Below are 8050 nucleotides of genomic sequence, written 5' to 3' on the forward strand. Positions count from 1 at the left end.
AAGTTATTACACTAAACATTCCCTAGTCTTCAAATTATATTATCTTATATTTAGTAGAACTATATTAGCTATAACCTTGTAAACATATACGTTTTTACTTGTTGATTACCAAAACGTATTTACATTTTTTACAAGGGTTTAGACAAATATATTAAGGGGAATTTTGACTTAGCAATTTGGATGTTTTGATAGTTTCTAACCCAGGTTTATATACGTGTTTGCAATTGAGTCTACTTAATCTCCAACCTTTTCCATACCTTTCTCTAACTCTCTCCTAAAAAGCTACAGTGTACACATATCTTGGTAATGAAGCCCAAACCCTGAATTTACCCCCCTTAATCCCCCCTTATAAAGGGGGGAGACCGGAAATTTATCTAGTTCCCTCCCCTTTATAAGGGGAGGGTTAGGGTGGGGTAAAACCCGTGTGTATACCGTAGCCTAAGAAAATAGGAAAGCGGAAAACCTTTGTTGCTGTCAGGAGAGTGCCTCAAAGCATCTCTTCTAAAAAGAGAGAGATCGGACTCTATTGCACACAAACGAGAAGCACTATAAACATCCACTTCAAAATCTAAAATTTCAGCTATTTAACAATGCGTAAATCCTTAGTCTAGTTGTATTAGTGGGAATTTCTGAGCCAAATAATCAGGATGTTCATGAAACATTTGCTGCGTAAATCCTAAGTTAAAAACCAGCAATTTTCTGAAATATTCCCTTTTATTATGACTAAGCAAAAACTTCGCATTGCACTGTTTACAGGGTTGTATGCTCCTTTTTTGACTGGTGTTTCCGTTGCAGTACACCAACGAGTTCGTTGGTTGCTAGAGCAGGGACATGAGGTTTTTCTAATCCATCCGCAAATCAACGATCGCTACCCCAAAAATGTTGGCGATCGCCCCATGCTAGGTTTAGAGGAAATTCAATCTTTTCCTAATTTTTCTGCTTACGCATTCCCTACAGAACCGCTGCTATTCTATAAGTCTCTTCCTCAACCGTTGAACTATCGACATTGGAGCGATACCAAGTTGCTAGAGAAATTCAAACCCGATATTATCGTGGTTGAAGAAGCAGCCCAAATGAGAGGTTTATACTCATTTTTCTTACAAGGTTATGGTCGCCCAATCGGCACTCAATACGCAAAACGAACAGGCACGCCAATAATATCACTCTTCCATACAGATATTGTTGCGTATATCAAATATTACTTTGGAGACCGATTCTTCAATTTGGTTCGTCCCATCGTTCCCGTTTTAGTTAAGCAGTTTAGTGAGTCTTATGACTTCAATTACTTCTCTTCTAAAGAACAATTAACTAAATACGAAGAACTGAAATGCCAACGCGCTGAATACGTCGCTTATCAAGGTATCGATTGCGAAAAATTTCACCCGCGAAACATTTGTTACGACCCAATTCCTAACGATAACCGACCAACTTTGTTGTTTGTTGGACGCATTACACCCGAAAAGAATGTCAACCAATTGCTTGATATCTTTCCAGTCATAGCTGCTAAAATTCCTGATGTCCATCTGGTAATTGTTGGTAGTGGCCCGCTAGATGAAGAGATCCGGGAGCGTGCTAAAAAGTTTGGAGCGGGTATTACTGTATGGGGTGAGTCTCACGGTACAGAACTTCTAGGTTGGTTTGCTAGAGCAGATGTTTTTGTCAATCCCTCCGTCACCGAGAACTTCTGCACAACAAATAACGAAGCATTAGCCTCTGGAACTCCTCTGGTTGCTGTTGTTGCACCTTCAACTTCAGAACAGGTATTTCCTGGTCGGAATGGCTTCCTTGCCCAACCTAACAATCCTACAGATTTCGCCCAAAAGGTAATTGCGATTTTGGAAAATCCCCGTTTGAAAGCAGATATGACTAGACACGCTCGCCCCTCTATACTCGAATTTGATTGGTCAGCGTGTATGCAGAAATTTGAACACAAACTTTACCAAATCGTTGAAGGAGCGCAGAAGGTGGAGGTAGGTACAGGTAGTATAAGACGATAACGATCGCAAATATGACGATCGCTAGTATTTACAGTACTAGCGATCGCTAATTAGTGACTTTGACTAAGGCTCTTGGTCTAATGATGCGTAGGCATAGCCCGTCGTAGACATCGCATTAAAATGAGACCAGAGTTCTATTAAGTTGTGCGATAAAACTTACAATTTGGTCAAGCTAGTTTTAGCACCATGCCACCTATGCAAAATAGGCATAGTAAACAATCCCCACGCCAAACCCGTAATCAACCCAAAAGGCGTAACCAGATAGTTATTAAAATTCCACAAACCAAAAATCTCTGCTGCCAATTCCAAAGGATAAGCCATCATTAGCACACTTGCGATCGCCACACCACTCCAGCCATATTGATTTAACCAGTAAAATCCCTTACCACCAGTTATCCCATACAACAGACGAGTAATTAGCAAACCCGTGACAGTGCCGTAGCAGCGCATACACACAGCCATAATAAACGGTGGTGCTAAATCTAACCCCATATCTGGTTGCGGACAGACATGATTACCCATGAAATAAATGATGTCCGCAATCCCAGGAAGCAAAGACACTCCAGACGCAGCCAAAAAGGGAGCAATAGGCGGGCCAAAAACCATTCCTACCAACAAGAAATCAGCTATAAAACTTACCCAATTAACCTGCAATTCACTGAAAGCTACTCTTGTCATCTTCCTTTCTTCTCCTATCGGAGACGCTACGCGAACGCGCCCTTTGCGTCTTCGCGGTTTATTTTCTTAACGTACCTTATTTACATAAGGACTTGTTAACTTATCCAACTGCTGAATCAACAGACTGAGGAACAAACCTACATCTGTCACCACACCCACTGATTCTACAGAACCGCGATCGCTTAACTTAGTCACTACAGCTGGATTAATATCGACACATACCATTTTCACCCCTGCCGGAGTCATATTTCCTACCCCAATGGAGTGCAGCATCGATGACAGCATTAAAATCATCTCTGCACCTTCTAGGTGTTTTGCATATTGCTCTTGTGCTTGAATCAAATCCATTACGGTATCAGGCAAAGGCCCGTCATCCCGAATGGAACCCGCAAGCACAAAAGGTATATTATTGTGGACGCACTCATACATCACGCCACTTTTAATTGCTCCCGCCTCCACAGCTTTGGGAATGCTGCCATAACGACGGATACTATTAATTACCTTGAGGTGATGGCGGTGTCCTCCATGTACGGCGACACCCCGCTTCATGTCTACACCCAAGGAAGTGCCCATGATATTTTGCTCGATGTCGTGAACTGCGATCGCATTACCACCCAGCAACGCTTGTACATATCCTTCCCGAATCAGTTGCGCCAGGTGTTCGCCGCCACCAGTGTGAATTACCACAGGCCCAGCCGTGACAACTACTTTACCACCAGCATCGCGGATTTTACGTAATTCCCAAGCCACTTGCTCAACGACTAATTCCACGCGCCGTTCGCTGGAAACTCCTGCCGACATAAAGCTGAATTCTTGAGTGCTGCGGAGTTCCCGCGATTCAGTTTTGCGGATGGTGCGGATACCTAAAACATCTACAATTACCTGTTCGCCAACTTTTAAATCGCGGAGGATTTTACACCGAGCTACAAAGCCATTGGCAGTTTCGGTAATGGCGATCGCGCCATCCATCCGTTGATTTTCTACCTTCACCCACTGACCATTAATTCGCACTTCCGTGGGATAAATTGTACTGACGTAGAAATCATCAGGCGCAACGCCATCTTGAATTACCGGCTCTAGTTTTGCATCTCGCTCATCATGGGGTAAATCTACAGCACCCAAATCAATCAATCGGGAGATGATTTCTTCCATCACCTCATGGGATGGTGCTGATACTCTCACCTCGGCGGCTGAAGTACTTTGCCGTTGTTCTCCCAAATTGAAATTCAGGACTTTGAAACTTCCCCCGGCATCTATAATCAAATCCAAAGCGCGGTTAATTAAGCCAGCATCTAGCAAGTGTCCTTCCATGCGAATGACACGGCTTTCTACCGAGACAGTGGCATGAAGTTCATCTCTAACTGGTTCTGTAACCCGCAGAGTTAAGCATTTAGCCGCCCCACCAGCTTTGAGAAATTCCGTCAGCGGCGTTTCTAACACATGGAAACCTGCATCTGCAAGGCGGGTTTTCAAAGCATCACTCGTCTTGTTCATGATGACGATGCTATCCACATTCACCGCATTACAAGCGAAGTTGACTGCATCAGCCTCTTCAATTGCGATGCGCTTTTCTGGTGCAACTCGCATTTCAATTAAGCGGTTGGAGTAAGAATCAAAAGCACCGGGATAGTATAGCAAATAGCCATTTGCTAGGGGACAAAAACAGGTATCCAGGTGATAGAAACGTTCGTCTATTAATCGTAGAGATAGCACCTCAATATCCAGCCATTTAGCTAGATAAGGGTGAGAATCTAATTCCGAGCGGAAACCGTATCCCGCCCATAACCAGCGTCCTTCTCGATCCAGTAGTGCGTCTCCTGCTCCCTCAAAAGGCAAATCTTTGGGAAGTTCATTGACTGTATAACCATTTGCCTCAAACCATTGTTTGAAGAAAGGCTCCTCTCCCTGACGTTCCTTGTGCAAAAAGCGACTGAGGACGACATTATCGCCCAGAACTAAGCCAGCATTGGCAGTAAAAACCAAATCAGGCCAGCCTTTTTCCGGTGGTACTAAATCGACAATGGCGTGTTCTTTGAGGATTTGATGTAGTCCCTGCCACTGTTCCACGGCGCGATCGCGCGATGACTTGTGGATATTCCCTTCCATCCAAGGATTAATCACATAGTCCACATCGTAGTGGTCAGGAGGGCACATTAAAAAGCGAATCCGGGAAGTCATAAAAATCTTACAAGCGTTTTATATGCTACAAGCTTACTTTGAATACAGACTTTTGTTTTTTTTACAGGTAAAATCTGCTACTAAAGCATCTATCTTTTGATAGTTGAAGACTTTATCAAGCCTTCGCTCTCAATTCTATTACTGGAAGATGGTAATAATACCAATTCAAAATTCAAAATCAAGAAAGCCTGATTTAATTTAGGTTTCCAAGAAAGTGGGGCCACTGGGGGCGTATTAGAGGGCGAAGCAACTAGATCGAATTCATCGGCATTAGCACCAAAATCTTTATCAAATGCTTTCAAATTCACAGTCTATAGTATGCTAGTAACAAGCAACTAACCACTATGTTCGGCAAGTAGAGTTAAGCGAACGTTTGTTTTCCCAGCGTTCGCCTTTAACTTTTCACCAACACCCGTGACTTGAATAGCACGCTTGTTAAGCTGAAGGGTAGGTAGCATAAGGATGCTCCAGAGGCAGAGGTATGCAGAGGGCATGGAGAAGAGACAAAGTAGACGAAGAAGAGAGGGGGAAGACTTGGGAGAGAGTTGTTCAATAATTCCCCCTTGTCCCCTTGTCCCCTTGTCTCCCCTGCCCCCTCAAGCAGTCACTATATAAGACGAATCGATCGCTGCTACACGCCCAGCATCTACCAAAGCTTGATACACTATCGCCGCTACCTCACCGCGTGTAGCATCGCGGGTAGGATTGAGTTGTTTCAGGTTTGGGTAATTGACGATAATTTTCTTGTCTATAGCTTTTACTACTTCATCCTTGGCATATTCAGGAATCTTGGCTTGGTCATCGAAAACTTTGATAGTTGCCGTACCATCACTAGATAACCCCAATCCATTCACCAGAGAGACAATCACTTGCACGCGCTGGATATTTTTGTTGGGACTAAAGGTATTGTCGGGAAAACCAGAGAGAAATAAACCCTGATATGCCTGCTGAATTACCTTGGATGCCCAGAAGTCTGCTGGTACATCTTTGAATTTGATCGCCGCACGGTTTGGCGATGGGTTGAAAGCTTTTACTAGTATTGCCGCGAATTGTGCCCGTGTCATTGTCGCATCGGGTTTAAATGTGCGATCGGGAAAACCATTAACTATCCCCAATTTGACTAATTCCCGAATAAACCCACCTGCCCAATGATTCGCAATATCGGTTAATTCAATAGTAGGTGTTGGTGTTGGGGTTGGAGTTGGAGTTGGCGTTGGCGTTGGTGTTGGAGTTGGGGTTGGCGTTGGCGTTGGAGTTGGCGTTGGCGTTGGAGTTGGAGTTGGCGTTGGAGTTGGCGTTGGCGTTGGGGTTGGCGTTGGCGTTGGAGTCGGTGTTGGAACCGAACTATCTGCAAACTCTATGTTTCCGGTAACTTTAGACGCATCTATTTTATTTCCTAGAGAAATCAGCTTGTTGGAACTGACATTTTGCAAATCAAATTTACCGTTATTGCGTAGAGTATTGCCCCCCGGATTATTGATACTGCCGATATCCGGTAAAGCAGTTCCAATCACTGTGATCCCATCATCAGTATTATTTTCACTAACATTATTACGCAATACGGGACGGGCACTACCAGAGATGACAATCCCAGAACGGTTTTCATAAATTCTATTATCTCGAAGGATGGGTGATGCAGTATCACTAATAGCAATGCCAAAACCTGTTTTAAAGTAGGTATTATTTTCAATTTGACCTTTAGAATTTTTAGCGATCGCAATTCCATTAGCTGCATTCTCACTGAACACATTACCTAGAATCACTGGGTTAGCATCGCCTGTAGCAAATACTCCCTCCCGCTTATTGTTGATGAAGGTGCTATTAGCAACAGTAGGGGCAGTTGATTCAATCCAAACACCGCTACCACGACTAGCCAAATTTGTTACAGTCACTCCTCGGAGTTCAGCTTTATCTAGCAGTACAAATGTGACATTCTGACCCGCAAAAGTACGGCTCAGATAGGTACCACTTCCTTCAATCAAAATGCCATTGCCTTTATTGGTTTCATTACCCACCACTGTCACACCAGATGGAACCGTTAACGGAAAGACTTCACCGCTAGCAGCATTGTAATTACCATTTGCTAGTTGAATCTTGGTATCAACAGTAGCTACCTTAAGGGCTTTAGTAATAGTTTTGAAAGGGGCTTGTTGGCTACCTGGGTTGGCATCACTACCTGCTACTGAATTTACGTAAAAAGTTTGAGCCATATTTATACTTTCATAAAATACATAGCTATCCTAGCGCTAACCATGAAAGTAAGTAGCCTTTGATGCATTAAGTAAGTTTAAGTACTTCTCACTACAAAGTTTGTCTTTGTGGTGGATGATATCGATCGGGAATACGCGCAAATTCAATCAGTAAGGTGTGAAAATTACAACGGAGTTCGAGACTGAACCTTGGGGTGAAAGGTTCTTTCAAGTCACAGACCCTAACGGTGTCGTGATTCAACTTGTCTAGTGAATCGCCAAAAACATAGGAAAAACAGTATGAATTATGCCCCGCCACCTGGGATAAGGATAAACCTCCGCCCTGCTAGCTTTGCTGATTTGGATTTATTGCGCCACTGGGATGAACAACCTCATGTGATTAACTCCGATCCTAACGATGACTGGGGCTGGGAAGTACAACTTGAACGCACTCCCGAATGGAGAGAGCAATTGATTGCTGAAATTGATGGTCGTCCCATCGGATTTATTCAGATTATCGATCCAGCACATGAGGATAGCCATTACTGGGGTGATGTTACGGCGAATCTTCGTGCAATTGATATCTGGATTGGGGAAGAAACTGATTTGGGTAAAGGCTATGGAACACAAATGATGCGGCTTGCACTTGCTCGATGTTTTGCCGATCCCCAAGTGACGGCTATACTTATCGATCCGCTAGCCAGTAATACCCGTGCTCACCGCTTCTATGAACGCTTTGGCTTCAAATTTATCGAGTATCGACGGTTTGGTGACGATGAGTGCTTTGTTTATTGCCTGAGTCGAGCAGATTGGCATGGTGAAAGTGAAATTAGCTGAATCACCAGATGAGGAACAATTCAATAAACGATCGCCCGAATTCAATAAACGATCGCCCGAATTCAATCAACGATCGCCCGAATTCAATCAACGATCGCCCGAATTCAATCAACGACCGCCCGAATTCAATCAACGATCGCCCGAATTCAATCAACGATCGCCCGAATTCAA

Annotated in this window: 9 protein-coding genes; 4 read left to right on the forward strand and 5 right to left on the reverse strand. The window is 43.7% G+C overall.

Features of this window, described 5'->3' with window-relative positions:
• Nucleotides 1–719: 719 nt before the first annotated feature.
• A complete protein-coding gene (locus RM049_RS07390; RefSeq protein ID WP_322703692.1) occupies nucleotides 720–1997 on the forward strand; it encodes a glycosyltransferase in 1278 nt (425 codons plus the stop codon).
• 156 nt (nucleotides 1998–2153) lie between these two features.
• Here RM049_RS07390 and RM049_RS07395 read toward each other — a convergent pair whose 3' ends face one another.
• The 5 genes from RM049_RS07395 to RM049_RS07415 form a co-directional block, all read right to left on the reverse strand.
• Nucleotides 2154–2675 (reverse strand): DUF2085 domain-containing protein, encoded by a 522-nt coding sequence (locus RM049_RS07395; protein ID WP_322703693.1) that lies wholly within the window; start codon nucleotides 2673–2675, stop codon nucleotides 2154–2156.
• Between the two features lie 66 nt (nucleotides 2676–2741).
• Nucleotides 2742–4853, reverse strand: coding sequence for a TIGR00300 family protein (locus RM049_RS07400; RefSeq protein WP_322703694.1), 2112 nt, complete (start codon nucleotides 4851–4853; stop codon nucleotides 2742–2744).
• A gap of 89 nt (nucleotides 4854–4942) precedes the next feature.
• Nucleotides 4943–5161 (reverse strand): hypothetical protein, encoded by a 219-nt coding sequence (locus tag RM049_RS07405; RefSeq protein WP_322703695.1) that lies wholly within the window; start codon nucleotides 5159–5161, stop codon nucleotides 4943–4945.
• Nucleotides 5162–5188: 27 nt separating this feature from the next.
• Nucleotides 5189–5311: a hypothetical protein gene (locus RM049_RS07410; protein ID WP_322701800.1), complete on the reverse strand. Its 123-nt coding sequence runs from the start codon at nucleotides 5309–5311 to the stop codon at nucleotides 5189–5191.
• A gap of 138 nt (nucleotides 5312–5449) precedes the next feature.
• Nucleotides 5450–7063: a DUF1565 domain-containing protein gene (locus RM049_RS07415; RefSeq protein ID WP_322703696.1), complete on the reverse strand. Its 1614-nt coding sequence runs from the start codon at nucleotides 7061–7063 to the stop codon at nucleotides 5450–5452.
• A 157-nt stretch (nucleotides 7064–7220) separates the two neighbouring features.
• On the opposite strand from RM049_RS07415, the gene RM049_RS39235 reads away from it, so the two are divergent.
• The 3 genes from RM049_RS39235 to RM049_RS07425 form a co-directional block, all read left to right on the forward strand.
• The gene (locus RM049_RS39235; protein ID WP_416212620.1) at nucleotides 7221–7313 is read left to right on the forward strand and encodes a hypothetical protein; all 93 of its coding nucleotides are present in this window, start codon (nucleotides 7221–7223) and stop codon (nucleotides 7311–7313) included.
• 29 nt (nucleotides 7314–7342) lie between these two features.
• Complete coding sequence (locus RM049_RS07420) at nucleotides 7343–7879, forward strand: GNAT family N-acetyltransferase (protein ID WP_322703697.1); 537 nt, start codon at nucleotides 7343–7345, stop codon at nucleotides 7877–7879.
• On the forward strand, nucleotides 7857–8050 hold a 194-nt coding region (locus RM049_RS07425), incomplete at its 3' end, for a hypothetical protein (RefSeq protein WP_322703698.1). The genes RM049_RS07420 and RM049_RS07425, both read left to right, overlap by 23 nt.

The sequence above is a fragment of the Nostoc sp. DedQUE04 genome, from assembly GCF_034530995.1.
Classification (GTDB): domain Bacteria; phylum Cyanobacteriota; class Cyanobacteriia; order Cyanobacteriales; family Nostocaceae; genus Nostoc.